This window comes from Nitrospirillum pindoramense, assembly GCF_007827955.1.
GTDB lineage: Bacteria > Pseudomonadota > Alphaproteobacteria > Azospirillales > Azospirillaceae > Nitrospirillum > Nitrospirillum amazonense_B.
The window spans coordinates 150803-168702 of record NZ_VITR01000015.1 but is presented as its reverse complement, the minus strand read 5'-3'; the positions used below and the strand labels follow the sequence as shown (position 1 = coordinate 168702).

Here is a 17900-nt window from a genome sequence, read left to right as displayed (position 1 = left end):
AACCACTTCGACCAGCGCCGCGTCATCCAGTTCCTGGGCGCCCGCGCCAACGCCAACTACGGCGGCGAGCAGTACCTGGGCAAGGTCACCGTCGGCTATGAACTGCCATCGGCGGCGGACTTCACCCTGACGCCACAGGTGAGCGTGCGGGCCGTGCGGCTGAGCAACCACGGTTATCAGGAGCGCGACGCCGGGGCGGCCAACATGGCGGTGGACTCCCTGGTGACCAATGCCATCACCCAGGAACTGGGGATGAAGGTGGACACGACGTGGGACACGGGCATCGGCCGGCTGTTCCCGGACCTGCGGGTGTTCTGGGTGCACGACTACCTGAACGGCCCCATCGCCACCACCGGTGCGCTGGCGGGCGTCACCTTCGCCAGCACCACCGGCCGGCCGCAGGCGGACGGCCTGGGCCTGGCGCTGGGCACCACCCTGGAGAAGTCGGACGGCTTCAAGCTGCGGCTGGAATATACCGGCGAGCTTCGCCGCGACTATCAGAGCCACGGCGGCATGCTGCGCGCCAGCTGGGATTTCTGACCCGGCACCGCCTGCAAAACGGGCCGGCACCGCCGCAGACGGTGCCGGCCCTTCTTTCCGAGGATGGAACGCTTGGGGAGGACGATCAGGCCACCGCCACCCCCTTCAGTTCCAGGAATTCCGCGAGGCCGAACTCGGCATACTCCCGGCCATTGCCGGACTGCTTGTAGCCGCCGAACGGCACGGCCGGGCTCCAGGCCGGGTCGTTGATATAGATGGTGCCGGCGCGCAGTTGCCGGGCCACCGCCTGGGCGCGGCCGGCATCGCCCGACTGGACATAGGCCGCCAGGCCGTAAACGGTGTCGTTGGCCAGGGTCACCGCCTCCTCCACCGTGCGGTAGGTCAGGATGGACAGGACGGGCCCGAAGATCTCCTCCCGCGCCACCGTCATCGACGGGGTGACGCGGCCGAAAACCGTGGGCCGGACATAATAACCGCGCGTCAGCCCGGCCGGCCGGCCAGGACCGCCCGCGATCAGCTCCGCCCCCTCGGCGACACCGACCTCGATCAACCGCTGCACCTTGGCGAACTGAGTGGCGTTGGACACCGGTCCCATCGTCGTGGCGTCATCCAGGGGATCGCCGACCACGACGGTTTCGGTCACCTCGCGCGCGATCGCCGCGACCTCCGCATAGCGATCCTCGGGCACCAGCATGCGGGTCGGGGCGTTGCACGACTGGCCGGTATTGTTGAAGCAGCGCAGCACCCCCTGCCGCACGGCCCGGGGGATATCCGCGTCCGGCAGGATGATGTTGGCCGACTTGCCGCCCAATTCCTGGCTGACCCGCTTGACCGTGTCGGCCGCCAGCTTCGCCACCTGCACACCCGCGCGGGTCGACCCGGTGAAGGATACAACGTCGATATCGGGATGGGCGACGATGGCCTGACCCACGCCGGGACCATCGCCATGTACCAGATTGAAAACGCCGGCGGGCACCCCGGCGGCGTGCATCACCTCCGCGAACAGGTTGGCGCTGAGGGGCGCCAGCTCGCTGGGCTTCAGCACCATGGTGCAGCCGGCCGCCAGCGCCGGCGCCACCTTGCAGACGATCTGGTTCATGGGCCAGTTCCACGGGGTGATCAACCCGGCGACGCCAACCGGCTCCCGCCATAGGCGCAAGGGGCCACGGTCCTCGTCGAACACGAAGTCGCGCAGCGTGTCCACCATCTGCGCCAGATGGGCGGCGCCGATGCCGGCCTGGACCTGGCGGGCGAAGCCCAGCGGCGCCCCCATCTCCTGCCGGATGGCGTCGCCGATGTCCGCCATACGGGCGCCATAGGCCGCCAGGATGGCGGACAACAGGTCCAGGCGTTGCTGCCGGCTGGTCCGGCAGAACGTTTCAAAAGCGCGCCGGGCCGCCGCCACAGCCAAATCCACCTCGGCCGGGCCGGCCAGGGCCACCTGGGCGCAAGCGGCCTCGGTCGCCGGATTGATGACATCCAGCAGGCGCCCCCCTTCAGGCAGACGCCATTGGCCGTCGATGTAACAGGGGAGAAGCGGAAGCGAAGACATGGGGTTCGATCCAAGCAGTGAAACCGAAAGGAGGTGGGAAGCCGGGCTGCGGGAGGTCTAGGACCGGCGGCGCGCGGCGATGAAGGCGGCGACCGACAGCGCCAGCAGCAGCGCCCCCTGCGCCGCCACCGCGACATAGGTTCCGGCATAGTCCAGGGTGTAGCCCGCCACCAGCGGGCCCAGGGCGGCCCCGCCGCCGATGATCATGTTGGACAGGATCACCAACCCGCCGCCCTCATCCGTATCGGCCAGCGCCGCCAACAGCATGGGCACCAGGAAGGACCAGCAGACCTGCAGCAGTACCACCGCACCGATGAAGGCGCCCCGGCCCGGCGGGAAGGCCAATGCCAGCAGGCAAGCCAGCAGGAGACCGAAGACGCCTACCGTATAGGCGCCCCGGTGCCGGGAATGTCCGGAGACGGTGGCCAGGACAGACCCGAGGATGGCGGTGAACATGGCCGCCGCCGTCAAGGTGCCCACCCCGTCCTCCGTCAGGCCCAGGGCCAGGCCCGGCACGCCGACGAAGGCCCAGGCGCCGCTGATGGCCAGGTAATAGCAGAAGATCGCCAGTAAATTCAGGCGGGCCGCCCCCGAACCGCCGCCCCGCTCAAAGCCCGACTGCTCCGGCCAAGCGGCGGGCAGGCCCGCCACCACGGCCAGGGCCAACAACGCCGCCGCGGCGAGGAGAACGTAAAACCCGGCAAGGCCGACATGCCCGAACAGCCGCGGCAGGTAAAGCAGCCCCAAGGCGGCCGACACCGTCTGTCCGCCCGTCCAGCAGGCGAAGGCGCGATGGGGGTCGGCGGACCTGCCCGCCGCCAACAGGCAGATGACCGACAGCACGCCACCCCCCGCCCCGCCGAGGAAGCGCAACGGCATGAGCCAGGCGGCATCGCCGCCGGCCCGGGCCACCAGGGCCGACCCCACCCCGGCGCCAACGAACACCAGGGTGGCCACAACAGTCAGCGGCCGCCAGGAAAAGCGGCGCAACAGGAAAACCGCCGGGAAGGAGACCAGGGCGGCCCCCCCCAGCTCCACCGACATGAGCAAGCCGATGTCGCCGGGGGACCAGTGCCATTCAAGCGCCAGCTGGCCGGCGATGACGGGCGACACCAGGAAGACGAAGGGCCCGATCAGGCCGAAGGCGGTGATGGCCGCCAGCGAAAGCATCGGCGGGACCGGTTGGTCCGTGGACGTGGTAACGGATGCCATGAAGCCCTCCCCAGGGGTAAGCGGCGGCGCGTGGCGGGCCATGGCGCCTTACCAGGTCTTCGTCAGGTTCAGGCCATAGCTGACGGGCCGGCCATACACCGAATAATAGCTGCCCAGGCCGTCATTGCTGCGATCGGTGAAGTAATGCCGGTTCAGCAGGTTCTTGCCCCACAGCGACACGCTCCAGCCATCGTGGTCCGATGCCAGGGTCAGCCGCCCGTTCAGCAGACCGTAACCGCCGATGTTGCGCATGGCGCTGTCGACCAGGGTGCTGCCGATCACCTGGGCGCTGCGCACGTCGAAATCGAGCTGCGCCGTGCCCACCAGATCCGCCGTGACCGCATGGTCGTACCGGGCGCTGAAGGAACCGGTCCACCGCGGCGAGTAATCGATGCGCCGTCCCTGCCAGGGCAGGGCCCGGTTGTCGAAGGAGTAGAGCACGTCGTTGCTCTGCGTCACCTCGGCATCGACATAGGCGCCGGACGCCTGCAACGTCAGGCCCGGTAGGGGCTTCAACGTCGTTTCCAGTTCGATGCCGTCGTGGGTGGCCTTGCCCACATTGGTCAGGCGGAAGATGAACTGGCCGGGCGTCAGCACACTGGGCAGGGTGGTCAGCGCCTGCAAATTGTTATGGTCGTAATGGAAGCCGGCCAGGTTGACCTGCAGCCTGTGGTCCAGCCAGGTGCTCTTCACCCCCGTCTCATAGGCCCAGACGATTTCCTCCTTATACGGGGTCACGTCGCCCGGTTCCTGGGGGAAGCCGCCGAAGACGCCGCCTGACTTGTACCCCCGGGCCGCCGAGGCGTAGAGCAGGACGGTATCGGTCAGGTGGTAATCGGCCGACACCTTGCCCGACACATGGTCGTGCAGGCGATAGGTGGAGTTCAGGTTGTTCAGCAGGGTGATGCCGGCCAGGGGGAAGAAGTCCTTGCCGTTGCGGAAGTCCGTCTCCTCCGTCGCGTAGCGCAGCGAGGCCGAGAGGTTCAGACGGTCGGTCAAGGCGTAGTCGCCCTGGCCGTAGACCGAGGCGTGGCGCGTCTGCTGCCGGTACTGCACCGCCAGCACGCCGTCCTGCTGCGGCACACCCAGCGGGGTGAAGGAGGCGGAAACGACGGCCACGTTGTCGCGCATGTCGAAGGTCCGGTACTCCTGGAAACCGGTCTGGGCATAGACCGCACCGGCCAGCCACTTGAACCGGCTGTCGCCGGTGGAGGTCAGCCGCAGTTCCTGGGACAGGTTGCGGATGGTGGCCCGTTCCGCCTGGTCACCCAGCCGCAGGTTGGTGGCGTCGTAGTCGTAGACCTGACCGTAGTGGAAATAGTCCGCCGCGCTGATCGACGTGAGCCGGGCGGCATCGAAGTCATAGTCCAGGGTCAGCGTGGCGCCCCACTCATGATTGTCCAGCCGGTTGATGGGGCTGGAAATGACGACACGGCCATCGTTGGACTGGCTGGCCGAGGACAGGGCGCCGGTGGTGCCGGTGATGAGGTTGTTGAACTGGGCGAAGTTCAGGCAGGAGGCGTTGCCGTTGCCCCCACCGGCCACGGCGCCGCAGAAGGCGCCCGTGGCATCATAGGCGGCGTTGCTGGTGGCCAGCGTCGTCTGCGATTGGTCCCGGCTGCCGAACAGCTTCAACTGGGCGGTGAAGCGCTCCGACGGCTGCAACAGGGCCTGAAGGCGGGCCGAGGTCCGGTCAGGCGCCCCCCAGCGGGTATTGCCGGCCAAGGTCTTCTGCCAGCCATCGCCCCCTTCCTGCACCGCGGCGATGCGCAACGCCAGGGTGTCGGTGACGGGGATGGATTGCGCCCCCTCCACCCGGTATTCGTTCCATTTGCCGTAATCGACGGAGGCATAGCCATCCGAGGCGCCCAGCTTGGCCGGCTTGGACAACACCTGGACGGCGCCACCGGTGGTGTTGCGGCCATACAGCCCGCCCTGCGGGCCCTTCAGCACCTCCACCCGTTCCAGGTCATAGAGCGCGCCGCCGCCCATGACGGCGGAGCTTTGGTAGACGTCGTCGATGTAGATGGCGGTGGCGGGGTTGTTGTTGGCGTTGAAGTCGAACAGCGCCACGCCGCGGATCACCCAGGTGGGGGCGCCGCCGCCCTTGTCGTTGTGGATCTGGACGTTGGGGATCATGCCGCCGATCTGGTCGATGGAGGTCACCCCCCGGCTTTTCAGGTCGTCGCCGGCGAAGGCGCTGACCGACACGGGCACATCCTGCAGACTTTGGGCGCGCCGTTGCGCCGTCACCACGATGTCCTGCAACACGTCGTCGGAGGCGCCGCTTGTGGGTGCGGCGGCCGGTTCCGCAGCGCGTGACGATACCCCCAAAATCAGGGAGCAAGACAGGCCAAGGGCCGCATAGGCATACCGTTTCCGCTTCATTTCCGTCTCCCGAATCTTCCCGTTCATCTGTTCGCGGCACGCCTTGACGGCGGCCATTATCCGGCAAGCCGTCCCCGTTCGGGGACGCTTTCGCACCCCGCCAAAAGGACCCGCGCCCCAAGGGGCCAGCCTGCATCGGAAATCACCGGACGGTCGTCCCGTACCGGAGCATCAAAGCCATTCCCGGCCAGACCCGGCCGGATACCCCGTTCACGTCAATGTTTGATCATTTGACCAATTTATGCCCCAAGTGCGACGCATTTCGGAAAAGTTGTCAAGGATAAAGATTCAAGGTTCGACGAATTATCCGCGAAAGCCACACAGAGGTCGTTCCAAAAATATTTGTTTACAAACAATATGATAGATTGCCTCTCCCTAGTCGCCATACTCTGCGCGCACTGAGAGGCGCGACAAAAAATCCGCCAATTGGCGTCCTGCCCTCAGCCCAGACAGGGCCGAAGATAAATTGATCAAATGACTAAATATGATTGACAGGCTCATCGGCGGCCTGTAACCAGGAAACATGACGAACGTCGATCCGGCCCCCGGGCGCCCCGTAAGGTGCCCTTAAGCCGGTCCGCGGCCTGGCAACGACCCGCCGCACGACGCTGACGCCTTCTTAAAAAATGTCTTTCAGGAACAGGGACAGGACATGGGCGGCACCGCGCTTTGGCAATGGGATGCCACGGATCTGGCATCCGCGATCCGGGAACGACGGGTTTCGGCACGGGAGGCGACGGCCGCCTGCCTGGACCGTATCGCCACCGTCAATCCGGCGGTGAACGCCCTCACCGAAATAAACCGCGACACCGCCCTGGCCGCCGCCGCCGAGGCCGACGCCCGGAGGGCGGCCGGCGCCCCTCTGCCGCTTCTGCATGGCGTTCCCGTCACGACCAAGATCAATGTCGACCAGGCCGGCAGCGCCACCACCAACGGCGTCGCCGCCTTCACCAGCCTGGTGGCGGCGGAGGACAGCCCGCCGGTGGCCAATTGGCGCAAGGCCGGTGCCATCCTGCTGGGCCGCAGCAACGCCCCCGCCTTCTCCTGCCGCTGGTTCACCGACAACGCGCCGCACGGCCTGACCCTCAATCCCTGGAATGCCGCCCTGAACGTGGGCGGGTCCAGCGGTGGGGCGGCCGCGGCGGTGGCCACCGGCATGGTGCCGCTGGCCCACGGCAACGATCTGGCCGGGTCCGCCCGCCTGCCGGCCAGCGCCTGCGGCGTCTACGGCCTGCGCCCCACCACCGGCCGCGTTCCCGCCTACAACCCCACGGGCAAGGCCGAGCGGTCGCTGTGCCTGCAATTGGGATCGACCCAGGGCGTGCTTGCCCGCTCGGTCCGCGATATCCGCCTGGGACTGGAGACCATGGCGGGACGTGATCCGCGTGACCCGGCCTGGGTCCCGGCTCCTCTGGACTTCCCCGACGACACGGCTCGGGTCCGGGTCGCCCTGTTCACCGGCACAGCAGACCATGCCGCGGACGCCCCCGTCCTGGCCGCCCTGCGCCGCGCCGCCGATGCGCTGGCCGACGCCGGCTATGAGGTGGTGGAGGCGGCCCTACCCCGCTTCGAGGAAGCGGCGGCGCTGTGGATGACCCTGCTGTCCAACGACTGCCGCAGCCCCGGCGCGCGGGCCGCCTTCGCCCTGGGCGATGAGACGTTCCTGCGCTCCCTGGAGCTGACGGCGGCCTGCGTCCCCACCCTGTCGGCGGAGGAGATGCTGGCCGGCCTGGCCAGCCGCACCACCTTCCAGCGCGCCTGGCAGATGTTCTTCGAGGACTTCCCGCTGCTGCTGATGCCCACCGCCTGGTCGGCGCCCTTCCCTGTCGGCTACGATGTGCGCGGCGTGGAGGAGGCCCGCCGGCTGCTGACCGCGCACAGCCCCTGCACGGCAACGGCCTTCCTGGGCGTGCCCGCCCTGTCGGTACCGGTGCACCGGGGAACGGACGGCCCGCTGGGCGTCCAACTGGTGGCCGGCCGCTTCCGCGACGGCCTGGTGCTGGCCGCCGCGGCGGCGCTGGAGGAACGGCTTGGGCCTATCATCCCGATTGATCCCCAGCCGTCATCAACCGCCGCCGTTGACCCCCGCTAACACCCCGATCAGCATGCCGTCCCGCCCATCCGCCCGCCCAAAGGGCAAGCCGCCCGCGAGACCAGAGGAAACGCCCGTGTCCAAGCCCCCCAAAACCAAAGGCGAGGAAAAGCGCGAGGAAAAGCGGGAAGCCATCATGGCCGCCGCCGTCACTGTCATCGCCCGCGAAGGCGTGCACGGGACCACCACGCGCAAGATCGCGGGCGAGGCCAGCGTGAACCTGGGCACCCTGCACTATTATTTCGACGGCAAGGACGCCGTGCTGATGAACGTGCTGACCCACCTGGTGGCGAAGTCACGTGAGAGCCTGGCCGCCTATTTCTCCGCGCCCGAGCGGCTGCACGACCGCATCGACCACCTGCTGACCTTCATCCGGGGAGAGGTGGAGCGCAGCCCCGATGAGCAACTGGCCCTGTTCAACCTGACCCTGTACGCGCTGAGCACGCCGGGGTCCGAATGGCTGGCCAAGCGCAAGTATGAAGAATATCTGGACCTGTACCGGTCCGTCCTGGCCGACGCCAGCGATGTCCGCGACGGCAGCATCAAGCCGGACATCGACGGCCTGGCCAATTTCATCTTCACCGGCTTCGTCGGCATCCTTCTGCAATGGCTGGCGACCGCCAACAGCTTCCGCTCGCGCCAAGCGGTGCAGTCCCTGATCATCGCCGCGCAGCGCACCTACCTCTAAGAACCGGAGAGCGTCATGGGCCAGCCCATCGAGTCCGCCTGCCGCCCGGAGTCCGCGTGCGCGGAACCGGTCGATGTCGCCATCATCGGGGCCGGTTTCGCCGGCCTGACCGCCGCCCGCGCCCTGGTGAACGCCGGCCTGCGCGTCACGGTGCTGGAGGCGCGCGACCGCGTCGGCGGCCGCATCCATACCCGCCATGCCCAAGACGGCACCCCCATCGACGTTGGCGGACAATGGGTGGGGCCCGGCCAGGACAAGGTGCTGGCCCTGGCCGAGGAGCTGGGGGTGGAAACCTTCACCTCCTTCGAGGAGGGGGAGAACCTCTGTCTGCACAACGGCCGCCTGATGCGCTTCACCGGTCTGCTGCCGCCCCATGAGCCGGCGGCCCTGGCGGAGGTGGAGGCGACGTTCCAGGCGCTGGACACCCTGGCACAAACGGTGGATGCCGAAACCCCCTGGACCAGCCCCAACGCCGCCGCCCTGGACAGCGAGAGCTTCGACGCCTGGATCATCCGCACAGCCACCAGCGACGAGGCCCGGTTCTGGATGCGCTTCCTGGCCCGCTCCGTCCTGGCGTCGGAGGCGCGGGAGCTGTCGCTGCTGCACGTCCTTTTCTACATCAAGGCCGCCGGCGGGCTGGCCGCCCTGATCAGCATGGGCGGCGGCGCGCAGGAACGGCGCTTCAGCCTGGGGGCGCAGCATCTGGCGGAACGGCTGGCGGACACGGTCCGGCCGCACCTGCGTCTCGATACCCCGGTGGCCGCCCTGGCCCAGGACGGTGACGGCGTGACCATCACCACCGCCGCGGGCAACACGGTCCGCGCCCGCCACGCCATCGTGACCCTGCCGCCGGCGCTGGCCGCCCGCCTGCGCTACAGCCCGCCGCTGCCCGGGACGCGGGACCATCTGGCCCAGCGCATGCCCATGGGCGCCTGCATCAAGGTGCAGTGCCTCTATCCCACCCCCTTCTGGCGAGAGGAAGGGCTGTCGGGGATGGCGATCAGCGAGGACGGCCCGGTGAGCCTGATCTACGACAATTCCCCCGCCGCCGGCACGCCCGGCATCCTGGTCGCCTTCATCGAGGGGGACGAGGCCAAGGAATGGACCGCCCGCACGCCGGCCGAGCGCCAGGCCGCCATCACCCGGTCCCTGGTGCGGCTGTTCGGGCCCCGGGCCGCCGATATGCGGGAGTATATCGAGCTGTCCTGGCTGGAGGAGGAATACGCCCGGGGCGGCTATGCCGGCGTCATGGTCCCGGGGGCCTGGACCAGTCTGGGCGCGACCTTGCGCCAGCCCACCGGACGCATCCATTGGGCCGGTACGGAAACGGCCAGCCGCTGGCCCGGCTACATGGACGGCGCCATCCGGTCCGGCGAGCGGGCCGCCGCCGAAATCCTAGCGGCACGCTGAGACAGGGCACGCTGAGATAGGGGGACGACAGTGGATCAGACCAAGCTGGACCGCCTGCGGCAGCGCTACGGCGCCGCCTCGCCGGCCGACTTCTTCGACCCGCATTTCCGTGACGTGGCTGAGGCGGTGTTCCGGGGCGCGGAGGCGCCGCGCCAGCCCTTCGCCGACGCCGGCACCCTGCTGGACGCGCCCTTGCGTCCCGAGTTGGCGGCGCTGGACGATTTCGGCGGCCTGGATATCGCCTTGGTCGGCGTGCCCATGGATTTGGGCGTCACCAACCGGGCGGGGTCGCGCCTCGGCCCCCGCGCCGTCCGGGGCATGGACCGCATCGGGCCGTATGAGCATGTGCTGCGCCTGGTTCCCTCCGCCCAGGCCAGTATCGCCGACATCGGCGACGTGCCCTTCAGCAACTATCTGAGCCTGGCGGCCTGCCACCACGACATCCAGGCCTTTTACGGCCGGCTGGCGGCGGCGGGGGTGGTGCCGCTGAGCGTGGGCGGCGACCATTCCATCAGCTATTCCATCCTGAAGGCACTGGGCCGGGAACGCCCTGTGGGCATGATCCATTTCGACGCCCATTGCGACACCAGCGGCAGCGACGACAGCGCCCGCTTCCACCACAGCGGCCCCTTCCGCCTAGCCGTGCTGGACGGGGTGCTGGACCCGGACCGCACCATCCAGATCGGCATCCGGGGCAGCGCGGAATTCTTCTGGGAATTCTCCTACGACGCCGGCATGACCGTGCTGCACGCCGAGAACGTGGCGGAGATGGGCGCCAAGGCGGTGATCGCCAAGGCGCGGGAGGTGGTCGGCGACGGGCCGGTCTACATCTCCTTCGACGTCGACTGCCTGGACCCGGTCTACGCCCCCGGCACCGGCACGCCCGAGGTGGGCGGCCTGACCTCGCGGGAGGCGCTGGCCATCCTGCGCGGACTGGCCGGTCTGGATGTGGTCGGCGCCGACGTGGTGGAAATCGCCCCGCAATACGACCCCACCAGCAACACCGCCCAGGTCGGCGCCCAAATCCTGTTCGAACAGCTGTGCCTGGCCACCCTGGCCCTGGACCGGCGACGACAACGCGGCTGACGCCGCGCCACCGTATTCGGCCTGACCTTTCCTATCGACCTGCCGGTCCGACCCGCCCATGCGCCGGCGGGATCGCCGCCCCCTACCCTCGCCGCGGAGGACGCCCCATCATGTCCAGTAACGCCGACCTTCTCGCCCGCCGCACCAAAGCCGTGCCGCGCGGTGTGGCCCATGCCACCGCCATCTATGCCGACCGCGCCGACAATTCCCTGCTGTGGGATGTCGACGGCCGGCGCTATATCGACTTCGCCGGCGGCATCGCCGTGCTGAACACCGGCCACCGGCATCCCCGGGTAATGGCCGCCGCCGCCGCGCAGATGGAGCGGTTCACCCACAGCGCCTTCCAGGTGGCGGCCTACGAGCCTTACGTCGCCTTGGCGGAGCGCCTGAACGCCCTGGCCCCGTTCAGCGGCCCGGCCAAGACCGTGTTCTTCACCACGGGCGCCGAGGCGGTGGAGAACGCCGTCAAGATCGCCCGCGTCGCCACCGGCCGCAGCGGCGTCATCGCCTTCACCGGCGCCTTCCACGGCCGCACGCTCATGACCTCCGCCCTGACCGGCAAGGTCAATCCCTACAAGAAGGACGCGGGTCCCATGCCGCCGGAGGTGTGGCACCTGCCCTTCCCGATACCGCACCACGGCACCACCGTCGCCGACAGCCTGAAGGCGCTGGACTTCCTGTTCCGGGCCGATGTGGAGCCGGAGCGTGTGGCCGCCTTCATCCTGGAGCCAGTTCAGGGCGAGGGCGGCTTCAACCCCGCCCCGCCGGAACTGCTGCGGGAACTGCGCCGCCTGTGCGACGCCCATGGCATCCTGCTGATCGCCGATGAGGTGCAGGCGGGCTTCGGCCGCACCGGGCGCATGTTCGGCATCGAGCATACCGGCGTGGAGCCGGACTTGGTCACCATCGCCAAATCGTTGGCCGGCGGCTTCCCCCTGTCCGGTGTCATCGGCCGGGCCGCGATCATGGACACGGTGGCACCCGGCGGCATGGGCGGCACCTATGGCGGCAACCCCGTAGCCTGCGCCGCCGCCCTTGCCGTGCTGGACGTCATCGAGGAGGAAGGGCTGCTGGCCCGCGCCGATGCCATCGGCGACCGCATCAAGGCCAGGCTGGAAACGGTACGGGAGCGCAACGACACCCTGCCCATCGGCGCCATCCGCGGTCCCGGCGCCATGGTGGCCTTCGAGATCTTCAAGGAGCGCGGCGGCGTGGACCCGGATGCCGACGCCACGCGCCAGGTCACGTCGCGGGCGCTGGAACTGGGCCTGATCCTGCTGTCCTGCGGCGTGCATGGCAACGTCATCCGCATCCTGGCGCCCCTGACCATTCCCGACGCGCAGCTGGACGCCGGCCTGGACATCCTGGCCCAGGCCCTGACGGTGCCGCGATGAGCGCCGGCACGGCCCTGAGCCACCTGGCCCTGGCGCGCCCGGACCTACTGCGCCAGGCCAGCTATGTCGATGGACGGTGGTTGGCAGCCGATGCCGAGACGGTGGCGGTCACCAACCCGGCCACCGGCCAAATCCTGGCCCATGTCCGCCGCGCGGGCGGGACCGAGGCGCGGGCGGCCACCGATGCCGCCCATGCCGCCCTGCCCGGCTGGCGCAAGCGCGCGGCCAAGGACCGCGCGGCCATCCTGCGCCGGTGGTTCGACCTCATGGTCGCCCACACTGAGGACCTGGCCCGCCTGCTGACGGCGGAGCAAGGCAAGCCCCTGGCCGAGGCGAAGGGGGAGATCGCCTATGCCGCCAGCTTCCTGGAATGGTTCGGGGAGGAAGCCAAGCGCGTCTATGGCGAGACCATCCCCGGCCACCGTGCCGACGCCCGCATCCTGGTGACCCGCCAGCCGGTAGGTGTGGTGGCCGCCATCACCCCGTGGAACTTCCCCGCCGCCATGATCACCCGCAAGGTGGGCGCGGCGCTGGCGGCCGGCTGCACCGTGGTGCTGAAGCCATCGGAGCTGACGCCGCTGAGCGCGCTGGCCCTGGCCGTGCTGGCGGAGGAGGCCGGCGTTCCGGCCGGCGTTCTGAACATCCTGTGCGGCGACGCGCCCGCCATCGGCGATGCCTGGATGGCCGATGCCCGGGTGCGCAAGTTGACCTTCACCGGGTCCACCGCCGTGGGCAAGCGGCTGACGGCGGCGGCGGCCGGCACCATGAAGCGCGTGTCCATGGAACTGGGCGGCAACGCGCCCTTCATCGTCTTCGACGACGCCGACCTGGACGCCGCGGTCGACGGCGCGATCCTTGCCAAGTTCCGCAACACCGGCCAGACCTGCGTCTGCGCCAACCGCCTGTTGGTGCAGGACGGCATTCATGACGCCTTCGCCCAGCGCCTGGCGGCGCGCGTGGCCGGGCTGGTGGTGGGCGACGGCTTGGCCGGCCCCACCGATCAGGGCCCCCTGATCAACGCCGAGGCGCTGGCCAAGGTGGCGGGCCATGTCGATGACGCGGTGTCGCACGGGGCCACCGTGCTGACCGGCGGCCATCGCCTGGGGGACACCGGCACCTTCTACAGCCCGACGGTGCTGACGGGCCTGACGCGGACGATGCGGATAACGCGGGAGGAGACGTTCGGACCGGTGGCGGCCCTGCACCGCTTCACCACCGAGGCGGAGGCGGTGGCCCTCGCCAACGACACGGCGGCGGGCCTGGCGGCCTATGCCTACACCCGCGACCTCAACCGTTTCGTCCGGGTGTCCGAGGCGCTGGACTTCGGCATGGTCGGCATCAACACCGCCGCCATCTCCACCGAAGTGGCCCCGTTCGGCGGCATGAAGGAGTCCGGCCTGGGCCGGGAAGGCTCCCGCCATGGCGTCGAGGAGTACCTGGACCTGAAATATCTGTGCCTGGGCACAGCGCCCTGATTCCAAGACCGCCGTGACCGCCATCGGGTGGGCGTCATGGCTGAACTCGGATTCCTACTTCACTCCCTTCCCCGGTAACAGCCCGGCATCGCCGATATCGATGCCGGGTCTTGGCATGCCCATCATCCAGGGGCGCCAAGATTCGGTCAAATGAGTGACCGCGAAGTCGGTGGCACCGGGATACCAGCCGGCCATCGGGGCGCACAGACAGCCCTACGGGATACCGCCGCAGTATAGGCATACTCAAAAATGAGTATACCTCGAAGATACGGCGGAATGCGACAAGTTGTCGCCGGCCGATTTATTGATGAAGTTCGGAATTTTCATAAAAATATTTCTTTCTATTCACCCGAAATCAAATCATCTATAAATATAGAATTCGCCAAATGGGTTCCCTGTCATGGACACCATGCGTAACAGGAAGGCACCCCATGACATAATCATCTAATAGTTGATGGTTGCTATATAAACCGACCAAAGGACGAAAAACGTCCGCAGAAGATTATCAGTTTTTGTAAAATACCCTTGCAACACGACCATGAGCGGCTGCTCTACCCTCACGAAGACCTTCAGAGCGACGCAAAATACTAGGCCATTCGCCGAAAAGATAACCTAAAAGCGGTTGATACGACCACCGTTCCGAAACATTGACACAGTAAATGTCACATGTTACCCAAAAGCCGTTACAAGAATGCATCGTTAAATGATTGCAGTAATTGCCATAAAAAATAGTGGTGTAATTTCGATCAACGCCTATCCATATGGTGATTAATTTGAACTACATAAGCTCTAATTCAAGAAATGGAAAAATTGAATTATATAGAAAGGAGTCAGTAGATGCTGCGACACTAAAGCTTGGGTCTCCGCTTAAATCCGTTGGCATAAATTCAATTATATTCACGTGGTTTATCGCTTTATCTGTAATAATCATTTTGAGCTTCCTAATTCTAGGTCAATTCACGCGAAAAGAGACAGTTCAGGGCATTATGCAGCCGCGCGGTGGCGCCCTCAAAATCACAATGCCACGCGATGCTGTCGTCTCTGAGATTTATGCAAAAGAGGGGGACTCCGTAGAAGAGAACGCCCCCATCCTTGATATTAACTCAGATCAAACAATTAATGGCGGAGATCAGTTGAGTGAGGTTCTTAACGCGTCAGCTGATGCACAGAAAGAAGCCCTGGAGAAACAATTAGAGACCCGTAGCGCATCCCTTAAAGATCAGAAAGACACAGAAATAGTAAAGCTTAAGACAATACAGTCACAACAATTAAGGTATAAAAGCGATAGGCAACTTCAGGAAAAACTGATTGAGCTGCGAGAAAAATCCTTCAAGTCAGCTATGCTATTGAGTGAAAAGGGATATTTCTCGGAAGTACAGCTGAGAGAGCGGGAAGGTCAACTCATAGAAGCACAGCAGGGGCTATCAAGAATTGATAATCAAATTGAGGAAAACAACTCTAATATAAAGCAGATAAAGCTTCAAATACAGAAGCTTGAAGATGATTATGAGGACATGACATCACAATTATCAATATCAAAGGCGGAAATAACGCAGAAACAGGCGAATAACCAAGCACAGGGTAGTGGAACAATCACATCCCCCACTAAGGGAAAAATTGTTTATTTGCATGCAAAATCTGGAGACTCTATCCGCCAAGGAGCCATTGTGGCAATTGTTATGCCAAATAATTCTGAGCTAGAGGCGGAATTATGGGCGCCATCAAAAGCAATTGGCTTCATCAAGGTGAATGACGAAGTCAGAATTATGTACGACCCGTTTCCATACCAGCGCTTTGGTGTAGGGCATGGAAAAGTATCTGCGGTATCTACGGCACCAGTTCCGCCGAATGAAATTCCATTTCCCTTAGATTCAAAGGAATCAATGTATAAAATAGAGGTCAGAATAGAAAAGCAATACATTGAAGCTTATCAACAGCAATGGGCTATCAGCCCAGGTACGAAAATAACTGCGGATATAACCACCGGATCGCAGTCATTTATCGAATGGATTCTTGACCCAATTCTGGCGGTAAGGCGCAGATCAGAATGATACCGGATATTCGCAATCGTCAAACGGAAGCTGCAGAGTGCGGCTTGGCCTGCGTCGCGATGGCGGCGGCATTGGCTGGCTCTAATATTGATCTGAATTGGCTGCGTCAGCGCTATCCCGTTTCCGCCCGCGGTTCCAATCTGAAGGACATCATCACCATCTCCAATTCTGTCGGCATGTCCAGTCGCGCCGTTCGGTGCGAGTTGGACGAAATCGACGATTTGAAGGTTCCCTCCATACTCCACTGGGGGCTGAAACATTTCGTCGTCTTCAGCGGGCGCAAGGGGAAGAAGTACAAGGTATTTGACCCGGCGAAAGGCTATGTTTTCCTGAGCATTCAGGACATGTCCCGTAAATTCACGGGCGTCGCGCTTGAATTGTCGCCATCACCAGGGTTTCAGAAGCGGGTGGAGCGCTCACCCCTTGGCCTCGGCGGCATCATCCGACTATCCCCCGAGGTGAAACGCGGGTTGTTACACGCCCTCATCCTGTCGATCGTCGCCCAAATTTATGTATCTGCTTCGCCTTTCTATTTGCAGATGGCGATCGACAACGCCGCCATGAAAGGGGACGAGGATCTGTTGCGAACGCTGGCGTTAGGTTTCGCAGGGTTCGCCGTCATCAACGCCGGAGCGGAAGCGTTCCGGGCCGTCATATTCCAGAAAGTGGCCGCGCTGCTGAATTGGGACATGACGGTCCGCCTGTTCCACCACATGGTAAGGCTGCCCTTGCCCTGGTTCCAACGGCGACGCTTGGCAGATACCAACAGCCGCTTCCAGTCCATCGACCCCATTCGCAACTTGATCTCCAACGGTGTCGTTGGTGCGGTGATCGATGGCGCCCTGTCCGTCGTCACGGTCGTCATGATGTTCGTGTTTTCCCCCGCGCTCTCCATCGTGACGTTGGCAGGACTGGCCGTTTACGTCCTGGTCCGGTTGGCGTGGTTGCCCCTCAGCCGGAAGTATGCCGCGAACGCCTTGCAGGCCTCCATCGCTGAACAGGGTAAGCGGCTGGAAACCTTACGCGCCATCCAAACCATCAAGGCCATGGGCGGCGAGTCGGAACGCGAGGGCAACTGGGCCAACAAATTCGCCGACACAATTCGCGCCGGCCAGGAAAACGCCCTGATCGCCAACGGCTTTCAGATTTGCCAGCGCACGATTGACGTTCTCATAACCATCGTCGTGATTTATCTGGGCGTGCTGGCCATCATCAAGAACACGATGTCGATCGGCATCCTGTACGCCTTTATCAGCTACAGGACCCAATTCAACGCCCGCATCACCAATCTGGTCGACCAGGTCATCAGCGCCCGCATGTTGAGCCTGTATACCTTCAGGCTCGCCGACATCGTGCTGACGCCGGCCGAGGACGACGCGGAACGCAGCAGGCCGGACCTGGGAAACATTCAAGGACTGGTGGAGGCGGAGAACATCTATTTTCAGTACGGCCCCATGGATCGCCTGGTCCTGCGTAACGTGAATCTGCGGGTGGAGCCGGGGGAATTCGTCGCCATCGTCGGCCCATCTGGCGCTGGCAAGTCGACCTTGATGAAGGTCCTCAGCGGTCTCTATCCCCCAACGGCGGGAGAGATACGCCTGGACGGGCTGCCCTTGGCGACCTGGGGCGTGAAGTTGATACGCCGGAACCTCGGCATTGTCATGCAGGACGACGAACTGCTGCCGGGCTCGATTGCCGAGAACGTCTCCTTCTTCGATGAAGACCTGGACATGGACAAGGTCTGGCGTTGCTTGTCCATGGTCTGTATCGACAAGGAAGTCGACAGGATGCCGATGAAGGCGGAGACCTTCGTCGGAGACATGGGCTCAACCCTGTCCGGCGGCCAGAAGCAACGCATTCTTCTGGCGCGCGCACTATACAAAGACCCAAAAATACTTCTTCTCGATGAAGCGACCTCCCATCTGGATGTCGAGACGGAAAGAAGCATTAACAAGACCCTAACATCCCTAAATATAACAAGAATCGTGATCGCGCATCGCAAGGAAACGATTCAGGTCGCGGATCGCCTAATCAGGTTGGAACGCTGCTGA

At 64.9% G+C, this 17900-nt stretch carries 12 protein-coding genes; 9 read left to right on the top strand and 3 right to left on the bottom strand.

Annotation, left to right across the window (positions count from 1 at the left end):
* The coding region (locus FBZ90_RS22435; RefSeq protein WP_145735218.1) for an autotransporter outer membrane beta-barrel domain-containing protein at positions 1 to 540 on the top strand (540 nt) is incomplete at its 5' end.
* An 85-nt stretch (positions 541 to 625) separates the two neighbouring features.
* Here FBZ90_RS22435 and FBZ90_RS22430 read toward each other — a convergent pair.
* From FBZ90_RS22430 to FBZ90_RS22420, 3 genes are read right to left on the bottom strand one after another with little or no spacing between them, the layout of a single operon-like run.
* The gene (locus FBZ90_RS22430; protein ID WP_145735217.1) at positions 626 to 2053 is read right to left on the bottom strand and encodes an aldehyde dehydrogenase family protein; all 1428 of its coding nucleotides are present in this window, start codon (positions 2051 to 2053) and stop codon (positions 626 to 628) included.
* Positions 2054 to 2110: 57 nt separating this feature from the next.
* Complete coding sequence (locus FBZ90_RS22425) at positions 2111 to 3265, bottom strand: MFS transporter (RefSeq protein WP_145735216.1); 1155 nt, start codon at positions 3263 to 3265, stop codon at positions 2111 to 2113.
* Positions 3266 to 3313: 48 nt separating this feature from the next.
* Positions 3314 to 5653 (bottom strand): TonB-dependent receptor, encoded by a 2340-nt coding sequence (locus FBZ90_RS22420; protein ID WP_186455994.1) that lies wholly within the window; start codon positions 5651 to 5653, stop codon positions 3314 to 3316.
* Positions 5654 to 6305: 652 nt separating this feature from the next.
* On the opposite strand from FBZ90_RS22420, the gene FBZ90_RS22415 reads away from it, so the two are divergent.
* From FBZ90_RS22415 to FBZ90_RS22380, 8 genes are all read left to right on the top strand, one after another.
* Positions 6306 to 7745, top strand: a complete 1440-nt coding sequence (locus FBZ90_RS22415; RefSeq protein WP_145735214.1) for an amidase — start codon at positions 6306 to 6308, stop codon at positions 7743 to 7745.
* Positions 7746 to 7821: 76 nt separating this feature from the next.
* A complete protein-coding gene (locus FBZ90_RS22410) occupies positions 7822 to 8433 on the top strand; it encodes a TetR/AcrR family transcriptional regulator (RefSeq protein ID WP_246130695.1) in 612 nt (203 codons plus the stop codon).
* 15 nt (positions 8434 to 8448) lie between these two features.
* Positions 8449 to 9843, top strand: a complete 1395-nt coding sequence (locus tag FBZ90_RS22405) for a flavin monoamine oxidase family protein (protein ID WP_145735212.1) — start codon at positions 8449 to 8451, stop codon at positions 9841 to 9843.
* A gap of 30 nt (positions 9844 to 9873) precedes the next feature.
* Complete coding sequence (locus FBZ90_RS22400; RefSeq protein WP_145735211.1) at positions 9874 to 10929, top strand: agmatinase; 1056 nt, start codon at positions 9874 to 9876, stop codon at positions 10927 to 10929.
* Between the two features lie 110 nt (positions 10930 to 11039).
* Positions 11040 to 12323 (top strand): 4-aminobutyrate--2-oxoglutarate transaminase, encoded by a 1284-nt coding sequence (gene gabT, locus FBZ90_RS22395; RefSeq protein WP_145735210.1) that lies wholly within the window; start codon positions 11040 to 11042, stop codon positions 12321 to 12323.
* Positions 12320 to 13798 (top strand): NAD-dependent succinate-semialdehyde dehydrogenase, encoded by a 1479-nt coding sequence (locus FBZ90_RS22390; RefSeq protein WP_145735209.1) that lies wholly within the window; start codon positions 12320 to 12322, stop codon positions 13796 to 13798. The genes gabT and FBZ90_RS22390 overlap by 4 nt, the downstream gene beginning before the upstream one ends.
* 773 nt (positions 13799 to 14571) lie before the next feature.
* Positions 14572 to 15849: a beta-barrel domain-containing protein gene (locus FBZ90_RS22385; protein WP_186455993.1), complete on the top strand. Its 1278-nt coding sequence runs from the start codon at positions 14572 to 14574 to the stop codon at positions 15847 to 15849.
* Positions 15846 to 17900 (top strand): peptidase domain-containing ABC transporter, encoded by a 2055-nt coding sequence (locus FBZ90_RS22380; protein ID WP_145735207.1) that lies wholly within the window; start codon positions 15846 to 15848, stop codon positions 17898 to 17900. Before FBZ90_RS22385 ends, FBZ90_RS22380 begins: the two co-directional genes overlap by 4 nt.